Source organism: Microbacterium sp. NPDC087868, from assembly GCF_044900755.1.
Taxonomy (GTDB): Bacteria; Actinomycetota; Actinomycetes; order Actinomycetales; family Microbacteriaceae; genus Microbacterium; species Microbacterium galbinum.
Genome location: NZ_JBJDNO010000001.1, coordinates 279,403 through 302,659, shown reverse-complemented (window position 1 = coordinate 302,659; position 23,257 = coordinate 279,403). Strand labels below are relative to the sequence as shown.

The 23,257-nt window shown below is 70.0% G+C and carries 26 protein-coding genes and 1 tRNA gene; 7 read left to right on the top strand and 20 right to left on the bottom strand.

The features are described from left to right. Nucleotides 1-2: 2 nt before the first annotated feature. The 19 genes from ACI2JZ_RS01520 to ACI2JZ_RS01430 all read right to left on the bottom strand — a co-directional run bounded on the left by ACI2JZ_RS01520 (nucleotide 3) and on the right by ACI2JZ_RS01430 (nucleotide 15,236). Nucleotides 3-818 (bottom strand): flagellar motor protein MotB, encoded by an 816-nt coding sequence (locus tag ACI2JZ_RS01520; protein WP_247622313.1) that lies wholly within the window; start codon nucleotides 816-818, stop codon nucleotides 3-5. Next, entirely contained in the window at nucleotides 815-1,624 is an 810-nt protein-coding gene (locus ACI2JZ_RS01515) for a motility protein A (protein ID WP_404596303.1), read from the bottom strand. The genes ACI2JZ_RS01520 and ACI2JZ_RS01515 overlap by 4 nt, the downstream gene beginning before the upstream one ends. Before the next feature lie 2 nt (nucleotides 1,625-1,626). After that, the gene (locus ACI2JZ_RS01510; protein WP_247622311.1) at nucleotides 1,627-1,842 is read right to left on the bottom strand and encodes a flagellar FlbD family protein; all 216 of its coding nucleotides are present in this window, start codon (nucleotides 1,840-1,842) and stop codon (nucleotides 1,627-1,629) included. Nucleotides 1,843-1,947: 105 nt separating this feature from the next. Then, complete coding sequence (locus tag ACI2JZ_RS01505; RefSeq protein WP_247622310.1) at nucleotides 1,948-3,114, bottom strand: flagellar hook protein FlgE; 1,167 nt, start codon at nucleotides 3,112-3,114, stop codon at nucleotides 1,948-1,950. A 21-nt stretch (nucleotides 3,115-3,135) separates the two neighbouring features. Further along, on the bottom strand, nucleotides 3,136-3,567 hold the full coding sequence (locus tag ACI2JZ_RS01500) for a flagellar hook capping FlgD N-terminal domain-containing protein (protein WP_404596302.1): 432 nt from the start codon (nucleotides 3,565-3,567) through the stop codon (nucleotides 3,136-3,138). Between the two features lie 11 nt (nucleotides 3,568-3,578). Then, nucleotides 3,579-4,955 (bottom strand): hypothetical protein, encoded by a 1,377-nt coding sequence (locus ACI2JZ_RS01495; RefSeq protein ID WP_404596301.1) that lies wholly within the window; start codon nucleotides 4,953-4,955, stop codon nucleotides 3,579-3,581. Then, nucleotides 4,952-5,374 carry a hypothetical protein gene (locus ACI2JZ_RS01490; RefSeq protein WP_247622307.1) on the bottom strand — a complete coding sequence of 141 codons (423 nt, stop codon included), beginning with the start codon at nucleotides 5,372-5,374 and terminating at the stop codon, nucleotides 4,952-4,954. The genes ACI2JZ_RS01495 and ACI2JZ_RS01490 overlap by 4 nt, the downstream gene beginning before the upstream one ends. Then, complete coding sequence (locus ACI2JZ_RS01485; protein ID WP_404596300.1) at nucleotides 5,371-6,699, bottom strand: FliI/YscN family ATPase; 1,329 nt, start codon at nucleotides 6,697-6,699, stop codon at nucleotides 5,371-5,373. Before ACI2JZ_RS01485 ends, ACI2JZ_RS01490 begins: the two co-directional genes overlap by 4 nt. Beyond that, nucleotides 6,696-7,352, bottom strand: a complete 657-nt coding sequence (locus tag ACI2JZ_RS01480) for a FliH/SctL family protein (RefSeq protein WP_404596299.1) — start codon at nucleotides 7,350-7,352, stop codon at nucleotides 6,696-6,698. Before ACI2JZ_RS01480 ends, ACI2JZ_RS01485 begins: the two co-directional genes overlap by 4 nt. Beyond that, nucleotides 7,349-8,422 (bottom strand): flagellar motor switch protein FliG, encoded by a 1,074-nt coding sequence (locus ACI2JZ_RS01475; RefSeq protein ID WP_404596298.1) that lies wholly within the window; start codon nucleotides 8,420-8,422, stop codon nucleotides 7,349-7,351. The genes ACI2JZ_RS01480 and ACI2JZ_RS01475 overlap by 4 nt, the downstream gene beginning before the upstream one ends. A 2-nt stretch (nucleotides 8,423-8,424) precedes the next feature. After that, nucleotides 8,425-10,062 (bottom strand): flagellar basal-body MS-ring/collar protein FliF, encoded by a 1,638-nt coding sequence (gene fliF / locus ACI2JZ_RS01470; RefSeq protein ID WP_404596297.1) that lies wholly within the window; start codon nucleotides 10,060-10,062, stop codon nucleotides 8,425-8,427. A gap of 2 nt (nucleotides 10,063-10,064) precedes the next feature. Continuing rightward, complete coding sequence (gene fliE, locus ACI2JZ_RS01465; protein ID WP_404596296.1) at nucleotides 10,065-10,385, bottom strand: flagellar hook-basal body complex protein FliE; 321 nt, start codon at nucleotides 10,383-10,385, stop codon at nucleotides 10,065-10,067. Continuing rightward, nucleotides 10,385-10,777 carry a flagellar basal body rod protein FlgC gene (locus ACI2JZ_RS01460; RefSeq protein ID WP_247622302.1) on the bottom strand — a complete coding sequence of 131 codons (393 nt, stop codon included), beginning with the start codon at nucleotides 10,775-10,777 and terminating at the stop codon, nucleotides 10,385-10,387. The genes fliE and ACI2JZ_RS01460 overlap by 1 nt, the downstream gene beginning before the upstream one ends. Next, a complete protein-coding gene (locus tag ACI2JZ_RS01455; protein WP_247622301.1) occupies nucleotides 10,774-11,121 on the bottom strand; it encodes a flagellar basal body protein in 348 nt (115 codons plus the stop codon). Before ACI2JZ_RS01455 ends, ACI2JZ_RS01460 begins: the two co-directional genes overlap by 4 nt. Before the next feature lie 109 nt (nucleotides 11,122-11,230). After that, on the bottom strand, nucleotides 11,231-11,506 hold the full coding sequence (locus tag ACI2JZ_RS01450) for a hypothetical protein (RefSeq protein ID WP_247622300.1): 276 nt from the start codon (nucleotides 11,504-11,506) through the stop codon (nucleotides 11,231-11,233). Between the two features lie 5 nt (nucleotides 11,507-11,511). After that, nucleotides 11,512-11,925, bottom strand: a complete 414-nt coding sequence (gene fliS / locus ACI2JZ_RS01445) for a flagellar export chaperone FliS (protein WP_336640238.1) — start codon at nucleotides 11,923-11,925, stop codon at nucleotides 11,512-11,514. Nucleotides 11,926-11,945: 20 nt separating this feature from the next. Further along, nucleotides 11,946-13,307: a flagellar filament capping protein FliD gene (gene fliD, locus ACI2JZ_RS01440; RefSeq protein ID WP_336640237.1), complete on the bottom strand. Its 1,362-nt coding sequence runs from the start codon at nucleotides 13,305-13,307 to the stop codon at nucleotides 11,946-11,948. 101 nt (nucleotides 13,308-13,408) lie between these two features. Next, nucleotides 13,409-14,272, bottom strand: coding sequence for a flagellin (locus tag ACI2JZ_RS01435; RefSeq protein ID WP_336640236.1), 864 nt, complete (start codon nucleotides 14,270-14,272; stop codon nucleotides 13,409-13,411). A 106-nt stretch (nucleotides 14,273-14,378) separates the two neighbouring features. After that, on the bottom strand, nucleotides 14,379-15,236 hold the full coding sequence (locus ACI2JZ_RS01430) for a sigma-70 family RNA polymerase sigma factor (protein ID WP_247956287.1): 858 nt from the start codon (nucleotides 15,234-15,236) through the stop codon (nucleotides 14,379-14,381). A gap of 195 nt (nucleotides 15,237-15,431) precedes the next feature. On the opposite strand from ACI2JZ_RS01430, the gene ACI2JZ_RS01425 reads away from it, so the two are divergent. The 3 genes from ACI2JZ_RS01425 to ACI2JZ_RS01415 are packed head-to-tail and all read left to right on the top strand — an operon-like array spanning nucleotide 15,432 to nucleotide 17,076. Beyond that, on the top strand, nucleotides 15,432-16,025 hold the full coding sequence (locus ACI2JZ_RS01425) for a molybdopterin-dependent oxidoreductase (RefSeq protein ID WP_404596294.1): 594 nt from the start codon (nucleotides 15,432-15,434) through the stop codon (nucleotides 16,023-16,025). Continuing rightward, nucleotides 16,022-16,747, top strand: coding sequence for an FAD-binding oxidoreductase (locus ACI2JZ_RS01420; RefSeq protein WP_336640234.1), 726 nt, complete (start codon nucleotides 16,022-16,024; stop codon nucleotides 16,745-16,747). Before ACI2JZ_RS01425 ends, ACI2JZ_RS01420 begins: the two co-directional genes overlap by 4 nt. Further along, nucleotides 16,747-17,076, top strand: coding sequence for a DUF6510 family protein (locus tag ACI2JZ_RS01415; protein ID WP_404596768.1), 330 nt, complete (start codon nucleotides 16,747-16,749; stop codon nucleotides 17,074-17,076). Before ACI2JZ_RS01420 ends, ACI2JZ_RS01415 begins: the two co-directional genes overlap by 1 nt. On the opposite strand, the gene ACI2JZ_RS01410 is transcribed toward ACI2JZ_RS01415, so the two are convergent. Then, nucleotides 17,033-17,108, bottom strand: a tRNA-Val gene (locus tag ACI2JZ_RS01410). The two genes, ACI2JZ_RS01415 and ACI2JZ_RS01410, sit on opposite strands and share 44 nt — an antisense overlap. A gap of 152 nt (nucleotides 17,109-17,260) precedes the next feature. On the opposite strand from ACI2JZ_RS01410, the gene aceE reads away from it, so the two are divergent. From aceE to ACI2JZ_RS01390, 4 genes are all read left to right on the top strand, one after another. Next, a complete protein-coding gene (aceE, locus tag ACI2JZ_RS01405) occupies nucleotides 17,261-19,987 on the top strand; it encodes a pyruvate dehydrogenase (acetyl-transferring), homodimeric type (RefSeq protein ID WP_247632086.1) in 2,727 nt (908 codons plus the stop codon). 31 nt (nucleotides 19,988-20,018) lie between these two features. Further along, nucleotides 20,019-21,215, top strand: a complete 1,197-nt coding sequence (locus tag ACI2JZ_RS01400) for a CdaR family transcriptional regulator (protein ID WP_247633966.1) — start codon at nucleotides 20,019-20,021, stop codon at nucleotides 21,213-21,215. A gap of 100 nt (nucleotides 21,216-21,315) precedes the next feature. Next, nucleotides 21,316-22,236 (top strand): ACP S-malonyltransferase, encoded by a 921-nt coding sequence (locus ACI2JZ_RS01395; protein ID WP_247632085.1) that lies wholly within the window; start codon nucleotides 21,316-21,318, stop codon nucleotides 22,234-22,236. Then, entirely contained in the window at nucleotides 22,233-23,234 is a 1,002-nt protein-coding gene (locus tag ACI2JZ_RS01390) for a beta-ketoacyl-ACP synthase III (protein WP_336640232.1), read from the top strand. The genes ACI2JZ_RS01395 and ACI2JZ_RS01390 overlap by 4 nt, the downstream gene beginning before the upstream one ends. Nucleotides 23,235-23,257 lie beyond the last annotated feature (23 nt).

Here is a 23,257-nt window from a genome sequence, read left to right as displayed (position 1 = left end):
TCTCAGCCCTTCCCGGCCGCGTCGGCGAGTGCGGGGAGCAGCGCCCGCACCTGGTCTTCCTCGGTGGACTCGACGACGATGTCGACCCGTCGGTTGCTCGCGAGCGCCTCCGGGCTGTCGCCCTCGACGAGCGGACGCGTGTCGGAGAACGCGGTCGCCTTCACCCGCGCACCGCCGACGAGTTCGTGCTCGACCAGGAAGCGCGCCACCTGCGTGGCGCGACCTCCCGACAGCTCCCAGTTCGTCGGGAAGGGCGCGGCCGAGAGACGCCGATCGGCATGCCCCTCGACGCTCACCTGATTGTCGACGGTCGTCAGCACGTCGCCGATCGCGTCGAGCACGGCGTCGGCCTTGGCCGAGAGATCCGTGCTGTTGTCGCCGAAGAACGTCTCCGCGCCGACCAGACCGACCTTGAGCCCCCGGTCGTCGATCACGAACTCGACCGTGTCCTGCAGCCCCTGGGCGGCGAGCGATGCCCGCATGCGCTCCCGCAGTTCCTCGAGCGACTCGTACTCCGCCGCAGCGCGCTGGGTGAGGTCGGGCTCGCCCTCCTCGTCGAGCATCTCCGGCGGGATCACCAGCCCCTCGGAGATGTCGGCACCGCCGGTGGTCGTCTCCTCCTGCCCGAAGCCGGTCGCGAGGCTGTTCGCCAGCAGCTCGAACTTGGTCTTGTCGACGTTCGAGACGGCGAACAGCACGATGAACAGGCACATCAGCACCGTGACCATGTCGGCGTAGGACACGGCCCAGCGCTCGTCCGGCTCGTCGTGCGATTCGTCCTCGTGGCCGCGCCCGCCCGCGCGGCGGGCCGTGCTCACAGGCCCTCCTCCGAGCCCTGCGCCTCCGCGCCCTTCGTCTCCTTGGGAGCCCGTCGCTTCGGCTTGACGGTCGACAGCGCCTCGAGGCGCTCCTGCAGCAGATGCGGCGCGCTGCCCGCCTGGATGGCGAGCATCCCCTCGCTGACGATCATCATGCGCTCGAGCTCGACGGCCCCGATGCGGTTCAGGCGCCCGGCGATCGGGTTCCAGATGAAGTTGGCCGAGAGGAGCCCCCACAGCGTCGCGACGAACGCCGCCGCGATCATCGGGCCCAGGTGATCGGGCTCGTCGAGCTTCTCGAGCACGTGGGTCAGCGACACCACCGTGCCGACGATGCCGATCGTGGGCGCGTAGCCGCCGAGCGACGAGAAGAACTTCGCGGCGATCCGCGTCCGCGACGAGGCCGCCGTGATCTCGTCGTCCATCATGAGGCGCAGGTCGTCGGCATCCGTCCCGTCGGCGAGTGCCTGGAGAGCCTGCCGGGTGAACTGGTCGGGAGCCGAATCGAGCTCCTGCTCGAGGGCCAGCAGGCCGTCGCCGCGGGCCTTCTCGGCGTAGCCGACGAGGAACGGGATCACGGCTTCGGGCGTCGAGCGGGGCCCGCGCACCATCCTGCCCAGGCTCTGCACGGCCAGGCGCGTGTCGCGCAGCGTGTGGCTGGCGATGCCCACGCCGATCGTCGAGCCCAGCACGAGGATCATCGGTGCTGGGATGAGCAGCGCCTCGAAGCTCGCGCCCTCCATGGTGATCATCGCGACGAGAGCGCCGAACGCGAGGACGACGCCGATGAGGAATGCGGGATCCACCGTCAGTCCCCCGACTTCCGGCCGAGCGCCTGGGCGGCGTCGAGCACGCGGGCACGATAGGCGACGATCAGCTCGACGACCGTGTCGAGGCTCTCCTCGACCACGTACACCCCGCCGTCGATCATGTGCAGGGTCGTGTCGGGCGAGGAGTACACGCGCTCGATGAGATCGGGGTTCACCGCGAACCGTGTGCGGTCGAGGCGGGTGACGATGATCATCGAGGAGTCTCCGGGCGAGGGGCGTCGGGTGAGAGGCGGTTCAGCCCCGACTATCGCGACGTGGCCCGCCCCGGGTAACCAGGGCGGGCCACGTGCGATGCGGGATCAGCGCTTGAGCTGGGTGAGCTCCTGCAGCACCTCGTCGCTCGTGGTGATGATGCGGGCGTTCGCCTGGAAGCCGCGCTGCGCGACGATCAGATTCGTGAACTCCTGCGAGAGATCCACATTGCTCATCTCGAGCGCGCCGGAGACGAGGCTGCCGAATCCGGCCTGGCCCGCCTCGCCGATCTGCGCGGGGCCCGAGTTGACCGACAGGCGGTACGACGATCCGCCGGCCTTCTCGAGCCCCTCGGGGTTGGCGAAGGTCGCCATCGCGATCTTGCCGAGGGTCTGGGTCGCGCCGTTGCTGAACGTACCGACGATCGACCCGTCGCCCGTGATGCTGTACGACTTGAGCGTGCCGGCTGCTGCGCCGTTCTGATCGGTGACGGCGACCGTCGACAGGCTCGCGTACCCGGTGACCGCGGTGAGGTCGACGGTCACCGCGCCCGCGGTGAGGGTGAGCCCCGGGCCCGTCTGCTTGCCGTCCGTGAACGCGAGGGCGCCCGTCGCGCCGCTCACGGGCTCGGAGACGTCCCAGCCCGCGGCCGTGCGCGTGAACGTGAGGCTCAGCGTGGTCGGCGTGCCCTGGGCGTCGAAGACCGTGACGTCGCGCACGACCTCGTCACCGGCGGCGGCGGTCGAGGGCAGGTTCCCGGTGACCGTCGCTCCGGTCGTGGCCCGAGCGGGCGAGACGGCATCGAGGGGCAGCACGATGTTGCCGACGGCCTGGCCGGTGTTGACGACGCCGTTCTGCGCCGACCAGCCCTGCACGATCGCCCCGTCCGCGGTGACCATCTTGCCGGTCGGGTCGAACGAGAATCCTCCCGCACGGGTGTACAGCGTCTCGCCGCCCGCGCGAACGGCGAAGAAGCCGTCGCCCGAGATCATGAGGTCGCCGCCGCGTCCGGTGGCCTGTGCGGAACCCTGGGCGAAGTTGGTGCGCACGCCCGCGACCTGCACGCCGAGACCGACCTGGGCGGGGTTGCGCCCGCCGACCTGGTCGTCGGGGATGCCGGCGTTGCCGATGAGCTGCGAGAGGGAGTCCTGGAAGACCACGGACGAGCCCTTGAAGCCCGCGGTGTTGACGTTGGCGATGTTGTTTCCGGTCACGTCGAGCATGGTCTGGTGCGAGCGGAGTCCGGAGATGCCGGAGTAGAGCGAGCGGAGCATGGTGTTCTCTCTTCCTGTGTGTCAGGTGGTCGGTGCGGTCGGGGTGGCGACGCCCGTGATGGCGTCGAGTGCGATGGTCTTGTCGCCGATGGTCACCTGCGGCACGGGGCCGTCGAACGAGACCTTCGTGACGATGCCGGTGACGGCCTTGCCGTCGGCGTCCTCGTAGCTCGCCTCCTGCCCGATGAGGGCGGCGGCGGCCTGGCGCATGTCGAGTGCGAAGGCCTCGGCGCCGTTGTCGGCGAGGGCCGTGAGCTGCTCCATCATGGCGAGCTGCGTGGTCTGCGAGATCATCTCGTTGGTGTCCATCGGACTCGAGGGGTCCTGGTGGGTGAGCTGGGTGACGAGCAGCTTGAGGAAGACCTCGCCGTCGAGCACCTGCTTTCGGGCGGCGGGATCGGTGGTGCTTCCGGTGTGGATCGCGGTGGGTGCGCTCACGGCGTCGACGGTCACGGGGTGTCCTCTCAGGCGAAGGTGTCGAGACCCGCGCCGGCGACGGCGAGGGCGGAAGTCGGGACGGAACGTCGATCGGGCGCATCGACACGAAGACCCGGGGCGACCACGGGGCCGCTGTCGCGCCTGTCGCCCGCCTGTCCCCCGGCGCCGGGATCGGTTCCGGGCTGCGCGAACCGATCGGAACCTCCGGCATCCGTCGACGATGCGGATGACGAGGTCAGCGAGAGGTTCGCGTGGGGCAGCACGGCGGCGAGGTCGCGACGCAGATCGGAGACGATCGCGCGCAGCGCTTCGCGCCCGGCGTCGGTCGCTCCGACGAGTTCGACGCGCACGTCCCCGTTCTGGCCGATGTGCGCCCGCACGGTCACGGGGCCGAGGGTGTCGGGACTCACCGTCATCGTGAGTTGGTGGCTGCCGGCCGGGCGCTGGGCGATGTTGACGACGACCGGGGACACCTGGGTGGCGACGGATCGGGCGGATGCCGGGGGCTCCGGCGGCGAGACGACCGCGACGGCGGGTGCCGACGCGCTCGCCGCAGGTGCGACGACCGGGGCGGACGGCGTCGCGGCCGCGGGGCCGGCGGGCCGATCCGAGGGGTCTGCGACGGTGCTGGGCGCAGGTGCGGCAGCCGCCGTGACCCCGGATGCCCCGGTCGACGATGGTGCGGATGGCGCAGCGGCGGGAGGAGCGGATGCCTCCACTCGCGTCGCGGCAGGCGCGGGAGTGAGGGTCGTCGGTGCAGTCATGACCGGCGGGGCACCGTGCACCGGCCCAGCGGCGGACGACGGGCCCGTCGACGGCACGGAAACGGTGGGGTCCGGGGCCGCGGATGCGCGAGCGGGAGCTGCGGCGCGGTCGAGCGGGGCATCGGCATCCTCTCCCCCGGTCGCCGACGTCGGCGGCGCGAAGAGCGTGGAATCGATCCCGTCGTCGGCCGTCGCGTCGGAGCGGGAGGCGGAAGCGGTCTCCGTCGTTCCGGGCGTCGATCCATCATCGGCGGCGAACGTCGTGACCGTCGGCGCATCGGCGAGAACCGTGGTCGGGGCCGGCGTCGGAGCGGGAGCCGCGGCCATCGCGCTGATCATCGAGACGGCGTCGACGGGGACCGCACTCACCGATGTCTCGCGCGGCGCCGACTCCGTCGCATCCGTGGCGTGCTCTCCGTCACTCGGAGCTTCCGTGAGCTCCGTCGTCACGGTCGGCGCGAGGCGCACCGATCCGTCCGCGCCGGTCGGGGCGTCGAGCATCCGTTCCGCGAGTTCCAGCGCGGCCCCGAACGACCTCGTCTCCGCGGGCATCCCGCGTCCGGTCGGGGCCGCGCCCCCGGCGACGAGCGCGGCGAACGGGTCGGACGACGCCGTTCCCGCGGCGATCCCCGCCCTCATGCGGTGCGCTCCTCGCGCCGGCTGCGCACGACGGCGATCTCGTCGAGAGCCGTCTGTTCCGCATGCTGCGCGATCCGGGCGCTCTCGACCCGGTGGGCGTCCTCGAGGCGTTCGAGGCCGCGGAGCTCCCGGCGGGCCTCGACGTGGGCCGCTTTCGCCTCCGCCTCCTCGGCACGGCGCATCTCGGTGAGCGCCTGCACGTCGCTCAGGGCACTGCGGCCGGCGGCGCGAGCCGCGGCCATCGCGAGCAGGGTCGGCGCGTCGTCGACCTGTGCGCTGATCTCGGCGAGACTCACGACCGCTCCCTGTTCGGCGGTCTCGGCCTGCAGCCGGGCGGATGATGTGCGGGACAACTGCTCCGCGGCGACGCGCTCCTGCGCGTCGCGCACGCGCAGGAGGCCGGCGAGGGGGAACGTCATGGCGTCAGTCCTCCGAACTCGGTGGTGAGGGCGGCGAGGAGCCGCCAGGAATCCTCGGTTGTGGTCAGATCGTCCATGCGCTGCGTCAGGAACGCGGCGATGGCCTGCTCGTTCGCGAGGGCGGCATCGACCAGTGGATTCGCCCCTGGCCGGTACGCACCGATGTCGATGAGGTCGTTCGCGCTGCGACGCGCGGCGAGCACGCTGCGCAGCGCCACCGCATGCGCTCGCTGCTCGGAGGTCGTGATCTTCGAGACGACGCGCGAGATCGACCCCAGCGCGTCGACGGCCGGGAAGTGGCCGCGCACCGCGAGGGCGCGGTCGAGCACGACGTGCCCGTCGAGGATGCCACGGGCCGCGTCGGCGATCGGCTCGTTGTGGTCGTCCCCGTCGACGAGCACGGTGTACAGGCCGGTGACGGATCCGACCGGCCCCGTGCCGGCGCGTTCGAGCAGGCGGGCGAGAACGGAGAAGGTCGACGGTGGATATCCGCGGGTCGCCGGTGGCTCGCCTGCGCTCAGCCCGATCTCACGCTGAGCCATCGCGACACGCGTGAGGGAGTCCATCATGAGCACGACGTCGTTCCCCTCCGCCCGGAAGCCCTCGGCGATGCGGGTGGCGACGAACGCCGAGCGCATGCGCACCATCGCCGGCTGGTCGGAGGTCGCGACGACCACCACCGAGCGCGCCAGGCCCTCGGGCCCGAGGTCGTCCTCGAGGAACTCCCGCACCTCTCGACCGCGCTCGCCCACCAGAGCGATCACGGTGACGTCGGCCGTCGAGCCGCGGGCGATCATCGACATCAGCGATGACTTGCCCACCCCCGATCCTGCGAACAGACCGAGGCGCTGTCCCGTGCCGACCGGGGTCAGCGTGTCGAGCACGCGGACGCCCAGTCCGAGTTGGCGGTCGATCCGCTGACGGTTCAGGATGCTCGGAGCCTCGTGATCGAGGGGGACGAACGCGGTGTCGCGGCCGAGCGGGCCCTTCCCGTCGATCGGGCGGCCGAGACCGTCGAGCACCCGACCGAGCAGTGAGCGACCGGTCGGCACGCGCAGGCGCTCGCCGGTGTGCAGCACGCGGGCCCGCGCGGTGATCCCGTCCAGCGGTCCGAGCGGCATGCACCGCGCCGATCCGCCATCGACCGCGACGACCTCGGCATCCACGCGGCGTCCGTCCGCCACGTCGATCCGCACGCGGTCGCCGACCGCGGCATCGATGCCCACGACCTCCGCTCCGAGGCCGAGCACGGACTTCACCGTGCCCGAACGCTCGGGGCGCGCGGCGTGGAGCACGCGCTCCCACGACGCCGTGCGCGCACTCATGCGATGGCCTCGCGATCGACATCGGCATCGCGGTCTCCGCCGCTCAGGGCATCGCTCGCCCGACGCAGTGCCTCCGCGACGCGCACGTCGACCGCGCCATCGGCGATCTGCACGATGGCGCCACCGGGCGATACGGATGCATCGTCGATCATCTCGACGCCGTGCAACGCGGCCACGGCATCCGCATCCGCACGCAGGATCTCGCCGTCCCGTGGATGCACGGCGACGCGCGTCCACCGGTCCACGGGCATCTCGGCGAGAGCCCGGCGGAGCGCGTGCGCGGCCGAGCGCGCCGGGTCCGACAACTCCGCGCCGAGGATCGCGGCCGCGAGCTCCACCGCGAGCTCCTCGATTCGGTCCGCCGAGAGAGCGCTTGTCGTGCGGACGCGATCCGCCACCGCCGATCGCGCATCGTCGAGTGCGGTCAGGGCGCTCTCGTACCGCACCGCCTGCGCATCGCGCTCCTGCTGGAGCCGCTCGGCCTCGGCGGCCCGCTGCGCCCGCGCCTCGTCGAGCGCGATCCGGCGCCCCTCCGCGAACCCTTCCGCATAGCCGCGCGTGCGCGCCCGAGCGGCCTCGTCGCGCACGTCGGTCGGGGTCTCCCCCACGCGCGGCACGACGAGCGGGGTGAAGGCGGTGTCGGAGAGCGTCATTCGATCAGCTCGTCCTCGTCCTCGCGGGAGATCGTGATCTCCTCCGCCGCCTCGAGCTCGCGGATGATGCGCACGACCTCGGCCCGCGCCTCGTCGACCTGACGCACGCGCACCGATCCGAGCACCCGCGCCTCCTCGGCGAGGTTCTCCTTGTTCCGCTCGGTCATGTTGCTCGTGACCTTGAGAGCGATCTGCTCGTCCGCCCCCTTGAGAGCGAGAGCCAGGACCCGCAGGTCGATCCCGCGCAGCACGCGCTGCGCATCCCGGTCCTCGAGACGCGTGAAGTCGGCGAACGTCACCATGCGGCTGCGGATGTCCTCGGCCAGGGCGAGGTCGCGTCCCTCGAGGCTCGCCAGCAGCGACTTCTCGAGTGCGGTGTCTGAGCGGCTGATGATCTCGACCAGGGGCTGCACGCCGCCGATGGACTCGTGATTGTCGCGCATCGCGAAGACCCCGGTGCGCGAGCGCAGGGAGTCGGCGACGATCGAGATGGCCTCCTGCGTGGCGGTGCCCATCGTGGCGATCGCCTGCGCGACGTCGGTGCGCAGCGGATCCTGCAGGGCGGCGAGCACGGCGGCGGCACGATCCGCCCGCAGGTTCGCGAGCACGACCGCGACCGTGGTCGGCAGCTCTCCCTCGAGGATGGTGGCGAGCTGGGCGGGATCGGCCGCGTTCAGGAAGTCGAACGACACCGCGCCCTGCGACATCACCCTGCCGACCATGCCGACGGCCTTCTCCCGGCCGAAGGCGGTCTCCAGCAGTCCGGTCGCGAGCTCCTGCCCGCCACGGGAGGGCACCGATCCGCCCGTCGCGATGCGGGTGAAAGCGGCAAGAGCGCGGGCCGTGGCGGCGAGATCGACGCCGCCGAGCTGCGTGAGCTCCGCGGCGAGCAGCTCCGACCGGTCCTCGCCGAGCAGACGGAGCACCTCGGCGCTCGCCTCCCGGTCCATGTTCAGGAGCACGATGGCCGCCTGCCGCAGCCCGCTCATCGGAGCGATCGCCTGACCGGACGCGGCGACGACGGCCTCCGTGATCTGCTCGGTCGGGGCATCCGGGGATTCGATCTGCATGCTCATACGGTCGACTCGTCCATCAGGCTCGCCAGCGCGGTCGCGGTGGTTTGGGGTTCGCGGCGGGCGATGTCGTCGATCTCACGGCGACGACGCTCGACGAGGATCTGCTCCCGCTCGGGCTCCTCCTCGACGTCGAGGAGGGTCGGTGAGACCTGCGGCAGCAGCGGTGCCGTCAGGGCTTCGCGGTCCTGCAGGCCCTTGAGCGACTTGAGCTTCTGCTCCTCGCTCTCGGTCAGGGTCGCGAGGTACTCGATCGGGCCCTCGTCGGTGTAGGCGATGCGACGCTTCATGCGCAGGCGGATCGACAGGAAGACGACGAGGATGATCACGGCGAGCAGGATCGAGCCGCCGATGATCGCCGACCGCACGAGCTCCTGCTGGAACTGCGCGGCCTGCTCGGCCTCGGCGGCCGCCAGTGCGGTCTGCGCGGCGTTCGCGCCGGCGCCGGCGAACTCCACGAACTCGACGGCGATCGTGTCGCCGCGCTCGACATCGATGCCGGCGGCCGAGGCGACGAGGGTCTCGATCTGCGCGGCGGTCACGCCCGTCACAGTGCCGCGGTTGAGCGCGATGCTCACGGTCTGCCGGGTCACCTCGCCGGCGGGGGTGATCGTCTTCTCGGTCGACTTGTTGACGGCGTTGTTGCGCGAGGTCTCCTCGAACTCGTACGCGCCGTCGCCGTCCGCACCGTTGGGCACCGCGATGTTGTCGGGGCCGAGCACACCGGTGCCCCCGCCCTGCCCGCCGGTGTAGGTCTCGGTCTTCGTCTGCTCCGAGGCGCTCAGGTCGCCCTCGGGGGCCGAGTAGGTCTCGTCCATCCGCTCGGAGGTCGAGTTCGCGACGTCCGCCGACACCGTCACGGTCGCGTTCCCCGGTCCGACGATCGTCTCCAGCATCCGGTTCACCGACGCGGCCACCCGGGCTTCGTGCTCGGTCGCCTGCTTCGACGAGTTTCCGGCCACGCCCGAGCCGACGGCCGAGAGCACCGTGCCGTTCTGGTCGGTGACCGCGACGTCCTCCGGCGTCATGCCCGGAACCGACGCGCTCGTGAGGTGGATGATCGCCTCGATCTTCTCGTCGCTGAGCGTCGACCCGTTGCGGGTCTTCACGAACACCGATGCGGTGGGGGTCTGCTGCTCCGAGACGAACACGCTCTCCTCGGGGATGGCCAGCTGCACCGACGCCGTGCTGATGCCGTCCATCGCGCCGATCGTGCTCGCGAGCTCGCCCTCGATCGCGCGCTTGTAGGTGACCGACTGCTGGAACTCGCTCGCGGTGACGCCCATCTTGTCGAGCAGGGTGTATCCCTCGCTCGTGTCACCGGGGAGCCCCGCGGATGCTGCCGCCAGCCGCTGCGCGTAGACCTGGTCGTCGGGCACGAGGATCGTGGCGCCGCCCTCGGCGAGCTCGTAGCCGACCCCCGCCGACTTGAGCTGGTCGACGACCGCCGAGGCGTCGCCGGCGCTGAGTCCGGTGAAGAGCGGGCTCATCTGCGGCTTGGTGAGCCAGGCCCCGAGTGCGACGGCCCCCATCACCAGCAGCGCGACGCCGATGATCGCGATCGTGCGCTGAGCGACGCTGAAGCCCGAGACGATCAGCTTCACGCGTTCGAAGGAGTTCGTGATCACCTTCGGCATGATCAGGCCTGCATCCGCATGATCTCGTTGAACGCCGAGACGCTGCGGTCACGGATCGCGACCACGAGGTCGAGCGTCACGCCGGCGCGGGCGGAGGCGATCATGGCCTGGTGGATGTCCTGCAGGTCACCGGTGACGGCCTGCACGGCGAGCTCGTTCGAGGTCGACTGCAACTGCTGCAGGTTCTCGATCGCGCCGGACATCGAGGTCGCGAAGGCGCCCGCCGAGGCGGACGATCCGGTGCCGTCGGCACCGGATTCGAAGCTGAGGGCCGACATCGGACTGACGCCGGCGGCGGAGATCGCGTCGATGGGGGTCGACATCAGTTGCGTCCGATCTGCAGGGCGGCCTCGTAGGTGGTCTTGGCGCGGTCGACGACGGCGGCGTTCGCCTCGTAGCCGCGCTGGGCGAGGATCAGCATGCTCATCTGGTCGCCGAGTTCGACGTTCGGGTACTGGACGTACCCGTCCTCGTTCGCATACGGATGCTCGGGGTCGTAGACGAGCTTCGCCTCGGCCTCCGATTCGACGACCCCGGCGACGAAGACGCCCGGGCTCTCGGTACCCGCCTGCACCGTGACGAACTTCTCCCGGAACGCCTCTTCACCGGCCGGTGTGGCGGTGTTGACGTTCGCGATGTTGTCGCTGAGCGCGTCGAGCCATTTGCGGTGCACGTTCAGTCCGGTGCCGGCGATGCCGATCGCGTCGAAGGTCATGCGGATGCCTGGCCGATCGCCTTGGTGATCGAGGCCGCCTGGCCGCCGATCGCCTGGCTGGCGAACTGGAACCGGAGCACGGTGTCGATGTTCGACAGCGTCTCGGTGTCGAGGTTCACATTGTTGCCGTTCAGGCGGGTGGGCTCGAGCGAGCGCTCGACGGTCGCGGCGACCGACCCCGATCCGCCGTCGACCGCGCGACGCAGCTCGTCCTCGAACTGCACCCGCTTCGCCTGGTAGCCGGGCGTGTTGACGTTCGCGATGTTCTCGGCGATGGAACGCTGGCGCAGGGCCAGACCGTCGAGCGCGCTGATCAGCGCGGAGGATGTTACGGATTCGAGCACGGCGGCACCCCGGATGTGTGGTGGAGAAGCCGATCCGTGGCCTGCGTCGAGCGATCCGTGCTCGTGGCCGACTATCGCGACAGTGCGGTGCCGGCGTAACCGCCGCCGCTCATCCTTCGACGTCGAGGTACGCGGGAGCGTCGGGCGACCCCGTCGGCACCCGACGGAGCGCGGCGAGTTCACGCGCCACGTTCGCCCGCGAGGCGGTGAGTCCGCGGATCATCATCTGCTGACGCGCCAGCACCGCCTCCGCGCGTTCGCGCAGCTCTTCGGGCACGGGTCCGGGAGGCGGCTCGAAGGTCGGGTCGAGCTGGTCGTCGGCGGCATCGAGCGCCCGCTCGAACGTATCGAGCACGGCCAGCCACGACGCGAGGTTGTCGGTCATGCGGCTCAGCCCAGCGCGGATGCCGGGGCGGGAGCCGCGGCCGAGGTCACCGCTGCGGCCTGGTGCCACGCTTCGCGGAGCGGCGCGACGAGTTCGCGGCACTCCGCAGTGGCCAGCCGATCGCGGCCGATGTTCGCGGTGATCAGGCGCCCGCTGACGTAGGTGTACACCGCGCGCAGGTCGGCCGCGCCGTCCCAGGCGTCGGTGAGCGACCCGCTCAGCTCGGCGACGATCTGCTGGGCGTGGGTGAGGTGGGTGCCCGCGGCCGCCCAGTCCTCGGCATCCTGCGCGGCCCCGGCTCGATCGATGTCGACGAGCAGGCGGTCGTACAGCAGGGTGAGCAGACGCTCGGGCGAGGCCGAGGCGACCTGCTGCTCGAGGTACTGCTGCTTGGCGCGTTCCAGGGATGTCAGGGGCATCGCTTGTCTCTCCTCGGCGATCAGGACTTGGTGGCGGTGAGGGCGGCGAGCTGCCCGGTGAGCCACGACGACTGGGATTCGAGCTTCGACAGCTGCACCTCGAGCTGCGAGTACGTGCGCTCCAGGGTCGCCCGACGCTGCTCGAGACGGACGTCCCACCGCTCGACCTGCGTCTTGAGGGTCTTGACCTCGGACTCCTGCCCGGTGATGCGCTGCGTGAGCAGACCGTCGTACTTGTCGGAGTAGGTGTCGGCCACGCCCTCGAGGCGACCGGCGACGCCCGAGAACAGCTCCTGGGTCTTCTCGGGATCGTCGGCGAGTGCCTGGGCGAACTTCTCGGCGTCGAACGACAGCACGCCCTTCTCGTTGATCGAGATGCCGATGCTCGAGGGCGAGACCCCGTCGATCGGATGCTGCACGGCGTTGGCCAGGGCTGTGCGGAGGTTGCGCACGGTGCTGTCGCCGGTGAACACGCCGAGGGTGGTCTTCTCCCCCACCGCGCCGACCGTGGCCTTCGAACCGTTGTCGATGCGGGTGAGGAGACCGGCGATCTCCTTGATGAACGCCTCGGCCGTGGCCGTCTGCGCCTTCGCATCGAGGGCGACGGTGACCGTGACCGGGTCGGCGCTGGGCTTCGTGACCGTGACGGTGACGTCGTCGCCGACGGTGATCGTGTTGCTCGCGCTCGTCAGCACCTGCTCGGCCGAGGTCCCCGCGAAGAGGCGGATGCGGGCGTCGGCACCGGCCGTCAGCACGGCGGCCCCCGGCTCCGTGCCGAGGTCGATCGCGGTGCCCGCGTCGAGATCGTCGCCGTTGCCGCGGTGCAGCGTGAAGGTGTTCTCGGCACCGGTCTCTGCGGCGTTCAGTTGGATGCGCGAGAGCGGGGCGCCGTCGGCATCCGTCCCGGCGGGCACGACGGTCGCCGTCACCCCCGCCTTCGCGGCGTTGATGGCTTTGGCGAGATCGTGGGGCGATGCACCGGCGGGCGCGATCTCGGTGCGGGTGCCGTCGGCGGCCACCAGCGTGAACGCTCCTCCCCAGGAGCTCGCGCCCCCGGCCGCGGTGACGACCGAGTGCGCGGTGGCGACGGCGTCGACGACGATGCTCGTCGAGAATGCGCTCGCCTTCGGCCCCGCGTTCACGGTGACGCTCTCGGACGACGACGTGGCGGTGAAGGCGGCCAGCGAGGTGGCGGACGCCGCGGTCTTGGCCTTCTCGACCAGCGCCTGCAGCGAGGTGTTCAACGACTGCAGGTTCGTGATGATCGAGGTGCGGTCGGTGATCTTGGTGGTGATCAGCTTCTTCGGGATCGCCGACACGTCCATGAGCGCGTCGATGAGCTCGCCGGTCTTCAGTCCGGAGACCAATCCGTCCAGTTTCATCCTCGGATGCCTTCCCTCGGGGCGTGTCGCAGGTCTTAGGGGAAGGCGCCCGGGCGGAGTGTCCCCCGCCCGGGCGCCCGGTGCGCCTCAGGCGCGGCGGCTCAACGGAGCAGCTGGAGAACGCCCTGGCCGGACTGGTTCGCCTGCGCGAGCATCGCGGTGCCCGCCTGCTGCAGGATGTTCGCAGCCGTGTACTTGACCATCTCGGCCGCCATGTCGGTGTCGGCGATGCGGCTCTTGGCCGCCGAGAGGTTCTCGGCCGAGACCTGCAGCGAGTTGATCGTCGACTCGAAGCGGTTCTGCACCGCACCGAGGTCGGCGCGGGCCGACGAGACGCTCTTGATCGCGGCATCGACCGTGTCGATCGTTGTGGCGGCGACGGTCGGGTTGGCGAAGCCATCCGCAGTGGTGAGGATGTCGTCGCGCAGGTCTGCCGCCAGCGTGGCGATGTTCGCCGTGCCGAGGTTCACGGTGATCTGGCTCGAGGCGGAACCGTCGGCGCCGACCTGGAAGCTCAGCACACCGTTGCCCGCCGCGCCGGCGGTGCCGTCGAGCAGCTGGATGCCGTTGAAGTTGGCGCTCTCGGCGATGCGGTCGAGTTCGTCCACGAGCTGCGTCACCTCGGTGGTGATCGCCTTGCGCGAGTCCGCGTTGTTCGAGTCGTTACCGGCCTGCACCGCGAGGTCGCGCACGCGCTGCAGGATGGAGTGGACCTCGGTGAGCTGGCCTTCTGCGGTCTGGATGACCGAGATGCCGTCCTGAGCGTTGCGGGCTGCGACGTTCAGGCCGTTGACCTGCGAGCGCAGGCCCTCGGAGATGGCGAGGCCGGCGGCGTCGTCTGCCGCGCGGTTGATGCGCAGGCCGCTCGAGAGCTTCTCGAGCGACTTCGAGACGTCGTTCTGGTTGCTCGACAGGTTGCGGTACGAGTTGAGCGCGCTGACGTTGGTTGCGATCTGAAGACCCATGAGTATCCTCCGTGGTTATGGGACTGGAAGCGGGTCCATCCGTGGACCTGCACATCCCACATTCGCGACACCTCGCGCGGTCCGTAACCGGTGACCGACGGGAAAGTCAGATCGCGGGAAGGAGGTCCTCGCTGCGGTGCGCGCTCGCGGGCTTCTCCGGTCCGAAGAGCGCTCCGAAGAACTCGGCCTTCGCGGGGCTGGTGCGGTCACCGGCGGTCCCCTGCTCCCAGGCCTCCATCGCCTCACGCATGAGAGCGAGACCGCGCGAGCGCAGCTTCGACACGTACGCGTGGCTCACCTCCATCTCGTCGGCGAGGTCCTTGACCATGCGATCGTCGAGGTAGATCCCGCGGATCACCCGGCGCATCGCGTCCGGCAGCGCATCGAGCACGCGCACGACCATGTCACGCGTCTCGTTCTGCTCCGCGGCGAACTCGGGGAGCACGATGCTGTCCGTGAGGTCGACCGCCTGTCGGCCCGATTCGGGATCGAAGTGCTCCTCGAAGCTCGTGGCCGTGCGCACCATCGCATCCAGGTGCAGCATCTCGGCGACCGCCGCGATGTCGAGGCCCGCTTCCTTCGCGACCTCGGCGGGGGTGCCGGCACGACCCGTGCGAGCAAGCACGGCGTCGCCGGCGGCGCGGATGAGCTCGATCTTGTCGCGTCCGCGCTCCCCGGCGGGGTCGGCGCGACGCATCTCCGAGAGCATCGCCCAGGTGATCTGCGTGCGGGCGAAGGCGCCGAAGGGGATGCCGCGCTCGGGTTCGTAGGTCATCGCGGCGCGGGCGAGCCCGAGTCGAGCTGCCGACATGAGGTCGTCGAGGTCGACGTGCTCCGCCGTACGGGCCTTCTCCAGCGCGAGGAACGTCGCCAACGCCATGTTGTCGCGCGCGAGCCGCTCGGCGGTGGCCGGGGCCGTCGCGCGCGATCCGGAGACAGCAGAGGAAGCAGAATCCTGCAGCAACGTGGCTCCTTGAGTTATCAACTGATTTACGTGTGAAGCTAGCAGGTTTTACACGTAGACAAGTAAATAATTGATTTCGCAGGAGTGTCGGATCGACTTCGCCACTCGTGGCGATGCGCGGACGTTCGACAGATGTCGTAGCGCGGCCGTCGCCCATCCGCTTGAATGACCCCACACGAGCGAAGGCAGGCGAGCATGAGTGTCATCTCCCGCGGATTCGGAGCGCGCAGACGAGAGTCCGATGAGCGGCTCCCTCCCGGTCAGTATCTGACCGGGGACTTCCCCGTGCTGTCGGCCGGACCGACGCCCCGGATCCCGACCGAGTCCTGGGAGTTCGTCGTCGTCGGTCGCGACGGGATTCGGCACGCCTGGACGTGGGAGGAGTTGCACGCGCTCCCGATCGAGACGATCACCACCGACATCCACTGCGTGACCCGCTGGTCCAAGCTCGGCACGCAGTGGCGCGGCGTCGCGGTCGAACGCCTCCTCGACGCAGTCGGCGACGATGCGGCATTCGCCGAGGTCTTCTCCTACGGCGGGTACACGACCAACCTCTCCCGCGACGACCTCGTCGGAGGGCGCGCATGGATCGCGCTGGAGTTCGACGGCGAGCCCCTCGCCCCCGAACACGGCGGGCCCGCACGCCTGCTCGTTCCGCACCTCTACTTCTGGAAGTCGGCGAAGTGGGTGCATGGGCTGAACCTGCGCGAGCACGATGCACCGGGATTCTGGGAGCAGAACGGCTACAACATGCACGGCGACCCCTGGAAGGAGGAACGGTACTGGTGACGACCGCACCGCTGTGGCGCCCGGCGACCGTCGTCACGACACGCAGCGCCGGCAGCCACGGGCGCATCCTCGGACTGCAGGTCGACGGCTGGCCGGGCAATCTCGCCGGGCAGCACGTGGACGTGCGCCTCACGGCCGAGGACGGCTACCAGGCCGTGCGGTCGTACTCGCTCGCCTCCTCCGGCCCCGGCGAGGTTCTCGAACTCGCGGTCGACGAGGTTCCCGACGGCGAGGTCTCCCCCTACCTGGTCGAAGACGTGCGGCCCGGCGATCAATTGGAGATCCGCGGACCGATCGGCGGCTACTTCGTCTGGACCCCCGATCGCCCCGAGCCCGTTCAGCTGATCGCCGGCGGATCGGGCATCGTTCCCCTCATCGCCATCGCCCGTGCGCACGAGCGTTCCGGCAGCAGCGCGCCCATGCGGCTGCTGTACGCCGTGCGCTCGGCGTCGGACGCCTTCTACCTCGACGACATCGACCGCCTCGTCGGCAACGGCCTCGTCGTCGACTGGGCCTATTCGCGCGTCGCCCCGCCCGGCTTCGCACGACCCGCCGGACGGGTGGATGCCGCGACCATCGTCGCTTCGACGTTCGCCTCATCGCTCGAACCGTCGGTCTATGTGTGCGGCCCGACCGGTTTCGTCGAGGCCGTCGCCGATCTCCTCGTCCTGGCGGGGCACGCCCCCGACCGCATCCGCACCGAGCGCTTCGGAGGAGCCTGATGGAACACACTCCCGAACCCCGGACCGTCCGGCGCGTCGACGGCAACGCCGCCGGCGGGTATCTGCTCGAGATCTTCGGCAGGGACATGACCGGCGCGCGCGCCACCTGCGGGCACTGCGCGCGAGCGGCCGTGATCGCGGATGCCGTCGCCGAGATCGACGGCGCCTGCGTCATCCTGCTCTGCCGCGGATGCCGCCGCACACTGCTGACATACCTGCGCAGCGAGGGGCGAAGGACGCTCCGCATCGACGGTCTGACGACCATCGAATGGGTGGACGGCGAAGTGGTGGGCCCTGCCGGGATCGAACCGACGACATCCACGGTGTAAACGTGGCGCTCTACCAGCTGAGCTAAAGGCCCTGGTGCGTCCAGTGTATCCGTATGCGGATGCGCACCCGCATGGTGGAAGAGGGCTAGGCTGAGGACGGCGCGCGTTGTGCACAGCCGACAAGGCTGCCCGCGTCGCTTCCCGTTTCCTTGGCATGACCTGCCAGCTTGACGAAAGGCTCCCCGTGACCGTCCACGACCAGGATCCGTACTCTCAGGACTCTCTCGACAGCGACCCGGAAGAGACGGGTGAGTGGCAGCAGTCGCTCGATGAGCTCGTCGATGCCAAGGGCCACGGCCGTGGGCGCGAGATCATGCTCAGCCTGCTGAAGCGCTCGAAGGAGCTGCACCTGGGCGTGCCGATGGTTCCGACCACCGACTACATCAACACGATCGCACCCGAGAACGAGCCCGAGTTCCCCGGTGACGAAGAGGTGGAGCGCCGCTACCGCGCGTGGATCCGCTGGAACGCCGCCATCACGGTGCACCGCGCCCAGCGCCCCGGCATCAGCGTCGGCGGGCACATCTCGACCTACGCGTCGTCGGCCGCGCTCTACGAGGTGGGCTTCAACCACTTCTTCAAGGGCGCCGACAACCCCGGCGGCGCCGACCAGATCTTCATCCAGGGCCACGCCTCGCCCGGCACCTACGCCCGCTCCTTCCTCGAGGGCCGACTGAGCGAGGACCAGCTCGACGGCTTCCGCCAGGAGAAGTCGCACGCCCCGCACGGCCTGCCCTCCTACCCGCACCCGCGCCTGATGCCGGAGTACTGGCAGTTCCCGACCGTGTCGATGGGCCTCGGCCCGATCAACGCGATCTACCAGGCGATGTCGAACAAGTACCTCGAGAACCGCGGCATCAAGGACACCTCGCAGTCGCACGTCTGGGCCTTCCTCGGCGACGGCGAGATGGACGAGGTCGAGAGCCGCGGACAGCTCCAGGTCGCGGCGAACGAGGGACTCGACAACCTGACCTTCGTCGTCAACTGCAACCTCCAGCGTCTCGACGGCCCGGTGCGCGGCAACGGCAAGATCGTTCAGGAGCTCGAGTCGTTCTTCCGCGGCGCCGGCTGGAACGTCATCAAGGTCGTCTGGGGCCGTGAGTGGGACGACCTCCTCGCCCGCGACACCGAGGGTGCGCTGCTCAACCTCATGAACGTCACGCCCGACGGCGACTTCCAGACGTTCAAGGCCGAGTCCGGCGGATACATCCGCGAGCACTTCTTCGGACGCGACGAGCGCGCCGCCGCCCTCGTCGAGAACTACTCCGACGACGACATCTGGAACCTCAAGCGCGGTGGCCACGACTACCGTAAGGTCTACGCCGCGTTCAAGGCCGCGACCGAGCACAAGGGCAAGCCCACCGTCATCCTCGCGAAGACCGTCAAGGGCTACGGCCTCGGTCCGCACTTCGAGGGGCGCAACGCGACCCACCAGATGAAGAAGATGACGCTGGACAACCTCAAGACGTTCCGCGACGCCATGCACATCCCGATCACGGACGCGCAGCTCGAGGAGAACCCGTACCTGCCCCCGTACTACAACCCGGGCCCCCAGGACGAGACCATCCAGTACATGCTGGAGCGCCGCAACAACCTCGGCGGCTTCCTGCCCGAGCGTCGTTCGACGCACGTCGGTCTCTCGCTGCCCGACGACACCGCCTACGCGCTCCCGAAGAAGGGCTCCGGCACGCAGGAGATCGCCACGACGATGGCGTTCGTCCGACTGCTGAAGGACCTGCTGCGCTCGAAGGACTTCGGCCACCGCATCGTGCCGATCATCCCCGACGAGGCACGCACCTTCGGTATGGACGCGTACTTCCCGACGGCGAAGATCTACAACCCGAACGGCCAGCACTACACCTCGGTCGACCGCGAGCTCCTCCTCGCCTACAAGGAGAGCCCGCAGGGCCAGATCGTGCACGTCGGCATCAACGAGGCGGGCGCCCTCGCGGCGTTCACCGCTGCCGGCACGTCGTACGCCACGCACGGCGAACCGCTGATCCCGATCTACCTCTTCTACTCGATGTTCGGCTTCCAGCGCACGGGCGACGCCCAGTGGGCGGCGGGCGACCAGATGGCGCGCGGTTTCATCATGGGCGCCACCGCCGGTCGCACCACCCTGACGGGTGAGGGCCTGCAGCACGCCGACGGGCATTCGCACCTGTTGGCCGCGACCAACCCCGCGACGATCTCGTACGACCCCGCGTACGGCTACGAGATCGCGCACATCGTGCGGTCGGGTATCGAGCGCATGTACGGCGGCGAACACGAGGACCCGAACGTGATGTACTACATCACGCTCTACAACGAGCCCATCGTGATGCCCGCCGAGCCCGAGAACGTGGACGTCGACGGCATCGTGCGCGGCATCCACCGCATCTCGGTCGGCGAGGGCGAGGGTCACCGCGCCCAGCTCTTCGCCTCCGGCGTCGGACTCCCCTGGGCCCTCGAGGCGCAGGAACTGCTGAAGAACGACTGGGGCGTGATCGCCGATGTTTGGTCGGTCACCTCGTGGACCGAGCTGCGCCGCGACGGCCTCGCCGCCGACGAGCACAACTTCCTGCACCCGGAGGAGGAGCCCCGCACGGCCTACCTCACCCAGAAGCTGCAGGGCGCCGAGGGTCCGGTCATCGCGGTGAGCGACTTCATGCACGCCGTCCAGGACCAGATCCGCCCGTGGGTCCCGCAGCGTTTCGCGACGCTCGGCGCCGATGGCTTCGGTTTCTCCGACACCCGCGCCGCGGCACGTCGCTTCTTCAAGATCGACGGCCCGTCGATCGTGGTGCGCACGCTGCAGTCGCTCGCCGAGGACGGCGTCGTCGACCGCTCGCTGGCCGCGCAGGCCATCGCGAAGTACAGCCTTCACGATGTCAACGCCGGAACCAGCGGCAACGCGGGTGGCGAAAGCTGAGTCATCGGTGACAGGTTCGTCTCCCGCCGGCATGGACAAGGCCGCGACCCTCGCCTGGCTGCGCCGGATCTCCGGTGACATCGCCTCGGTGACGATCAAGCGCCTGGAAGACACGCTGCCCTGGTACGCCGACATGCCACCAGCCCGCCGCTCTGCGGTCGGGCTGGTGGCCCAGGCGGGCATCACATCGTTCATCCAGTGGTACGACGACCCCACCTCGACGCCGTGGATCGCGGCCGACATCTTCGCCGCCGCTCCGCGGGAGCTGCTGCGCAGCGTGAGTCTGCAGCAGACCCTGCAGCTGATCCGCGTGACCGTCGAGGTCACCGAGGAGCGCGTCGCCGGCAAGGGTGAGAACATCCGCGAGGCGATCCTGCTCTACTCCCGCGACGTCGCCTTCGCGGCCGCCGACGTCTACGCTCGCGCGGCGGAGGCCCGGGGACTCTGGGATGCCCGACTCGAGGCGCTCGTGGTCGACTCGATCCTCACGGGCGAGGCCGACGAGGAGCTCCCCAGCCGGATCGCCGCCCTCGGGTGGCACGGTCACGGTGAGGTCGCCGTGCTCGTGGGCACGACTCCCCCGCAGTTCGACGTCGACCAGGTGCGGCGCACCGCCCGCAAGCTGGCGGTCGACGTACTGATCGGCGTGCAGGGGTCACGACTCGTCCTCGTGCTCGGCCGCGCCCGTGACGAGGAGCAGGAGACCGACGACGACGAGCTCACGTTCCTCGAGATCGCGTCTCGACTGGAGCCCTCGTTCGGCCCGGGCTACGTCGTGCTCGGTCCCGCCGTCGTCGCGCTCGTCGACGCCAGCCAGAGCGCCCGCGCAGCACTCGCCGGTTTCGCGGTCGCCCGCGCCTGGCGCAGCGCCCCGCGGCCGGTCGAGGCCGACGATCTGCTTCCGGAGCGGGCACTCGCCGGTGATCCGCTGGCCAAGCAGACGCTCATCGAGCGGATCTACCGCCCGCTGCAGGCGCATTCGACCGACCTGGTCACGACGCTCTGGAGCTATCTCGACAACGGCCGCTCGCTCGAGGCGACGGCCCGCGAGCTCTTCGTGCATCCGAACACCGTGCGCTACCGGCTCAAGCGCGTCAGCGAGGTCATCGGCTGGGATGCCACCGGCCCGCGCGAGGCGTTGATCCTGCAGACGGCCCTGATCCTCGGTTCGATCGGCGCCGCCGACCAGTCCCGACGCCGCCCGTCGCAGCGTCGGGTGCCGCGCTGACCCGCGTTTCCCGCGGCGCTGTGCGCCACACACAAGCGTTCTTCGGAATCTTGTGATGAATCATCCACCGCTTGCCTCCGATCATTGGCAGACTGGGGATGTGATTGTCGTCGTATGCCCTGGTCAGGGCTCGCAGACCCCCGGTTTCCTCGCCCCTTGGCTCGAGCTCGACGGGGTGGCCGAGCGCCTCGCGTCGTACTCCGACGCAGCAGAGGTAGATCTCCGCCTCCACGGCACAGAATCGGATGCCGACACCATCCGCGACACGCGCATCGCGCAGCCGCTGATCGTGGCCGCATCGCTCATCGCGGCCGACGCGCTGAACGCCCGCGCCGGGCGCCGGGCCGACGGCATCGCCGGCCACTCGGTCGGCGAGATCGCCGCCCTGGTGGGCAGCGACGTGATCGATGCCGAGACGGGCATGCGCCTGGTCGGCATCCGCGGACGGGCGATGGCGGATGCCGCGGCGCAGACCCCCACGGGCATGAGCGCGGTCCTCGGTGGCGATGAGGCGGCCGTCCTCTCTCGACTCGACGACCTCGGTCTGTCGCCCGCGAACTACAACGGCGGCGGCCAGATCGTCGTCGCGGGCGAGCTCCCCGCGCTCGAGGCCCTCGCCGCAGAACCCGTCAAGGGCACCCGGGTGATCCCGCTGCAGGTGGCCGGTGCCTTCCACACCACCTTCATGGCTCCCGCCGTGGCCGTGCTGCGGGACGCCGTCGCCGAGGTCGCCCCCGCCGACCCGACGCTGACCCTCTGGACGAACCGCGACGGATCGGTCGTGACCCGCGGCGCGCAGGCCCTCGACTACCTGGTCGACCAGGTCTCGTCGCCCGTGCGCTGGGACCTCTGCATGGCGTCGTTCGCCGATCAGGGCATCACCGGCCTGATCGAGCTCGCTCCCGCCGGTGCGCTCACCGGACTCGCCAAGCGCGGTCTGCGCGGCGTTCCGAGCGTCGCCGTCAAAACCCCCGAAGACCTCGATGCGGCCGTCGCGCTGCTGAACGGAGAAGCCGCATGAGCGCCACCCTGACGCAGGCCACGGGCCCCGCTTTCACCCGCATCTACTCGTACGGCGCCGCGCGCGGCGAGAACGCCGTGCCCAACGACGACCTGATCGGTCCGATCGACTCGAGCGACGAGTGGATCCGCCAGCGCACGGGAATCATCACGCGTGTGCGCGCCGACAAGGGCACGGACGCGATCGACCTCGCGTCCGAAGCCGCCGCCGAGGCGATCGAGAAGGCCGGGATCCCGGCCGACCAGATCGACCTCGTCATCGTCGCGACCATCAGCAACCCGAAGCAGTCCCCCTCGGTCTCCGCGATCGTCGCCGACCGCGTGGGTGCGAACCCCGCAGCGGCCTACGACATCAACGCCGCCTGCGCGGGATACGCCTACGCCGTGGCCCAGGCCGATGCCCTCATCAAAGCGGGGGCCGCGCGCTACGCGCTGGTGATCGGCGCCGAGAAGCTGTCCGACATCGTCGATCCCGCCGATCGGAGCATCTCGTTCCTGCTCGGTGACGGTGCCGGCGCCGCCGTGATCGGCCCGAGCGACACCCCCGGCATCGCTCCGGCAGTGTGGGGTTCCGACGGCTCGAAGGCGGATGCCGTGGGCATGAACGGCACCCTGACGCAGTTCCGCGACGGCGAGGTGCCGTGGCCGACCCTCCGCCAGGAAGGTCAGACGGTTTTCCGCTGGGCGGTCTGGGAGATGGCGAAGGTCGCCCGCGAGGCGCTGGACCGCGCCGGCGTCGAGGCATCAGACATCGCTGCCTTCATCCCCCACCAGGCGAACATGCGGATCATCGACGAATTCGCCAAGCAGTTGAAGCTCCCGGAGACCACGGTGATCGCCCGCGACATCGAGACGACGGGAAACACCTCGGCTGCATCGATCCCGCTGGCCAGCCACCGTCTGATGGCCGAGCACCCCGAGCTCTCGGGCGGACTCGCCCTGCAGATCGGCTTCGGCGCGGGCCTCGTGTTCGCGGCTCAGGTCGTCGTGCTCCCCTGACCGGGGCCCGACTTTCCCTAGAC